Genomic DNA, 275 nt, shown 5'->3' with positions numbered 1-275 from the left:
ATATTGCGATGCGTCAGAACCGCACCTTTGGCCACGCCGGTTGTACCACCGGTGTATTGCAAGAAGGCAATATCTTCACCACTCATAAATGGCTTAACATATTGAAGGCGACGGCCTTTATACAATGCCTTTTTGAATGAGATAGCACCAGGAAGATCGTACTTTGGCACCATGCCTTTCACGTACTTCACGACAAAGTCGACAACCGTACCTTTGGCTGTTGGTAGCATTTGTCCTAGGCTCGTCAATACCACGTTTTTCACAGAGGTATTGTC

At 46.5% G+C, this 275-nt stretch carries 1 protein-coding gene; it reads right to left on the bottom strand.

The genetic code is table 11. The features are described from left to right. Positions 1 to 275, bottom strand: a 275-nt coding sequence (locus AB4585_RS23715; protein ID WP_372171217.1) for an AMP-binding protein, incomplete at both ends; no start/stop codon positions are given.

Source organism: Vibrio sp. 10N.222.49.C9, assembly GCF_041474985.1.
Lineage (GTDB): Bacteria > Pseudomonadota > Gammaproteobacteria > Enterobacterales > Vibrionaceae > Vibrio > Vibrio crassostreae_C.
The sequence above is the reverse complement of the archived record's forward strand: the minus strand, read 5'-3'. Positions and strand labels throughout refer to the sequence as shown.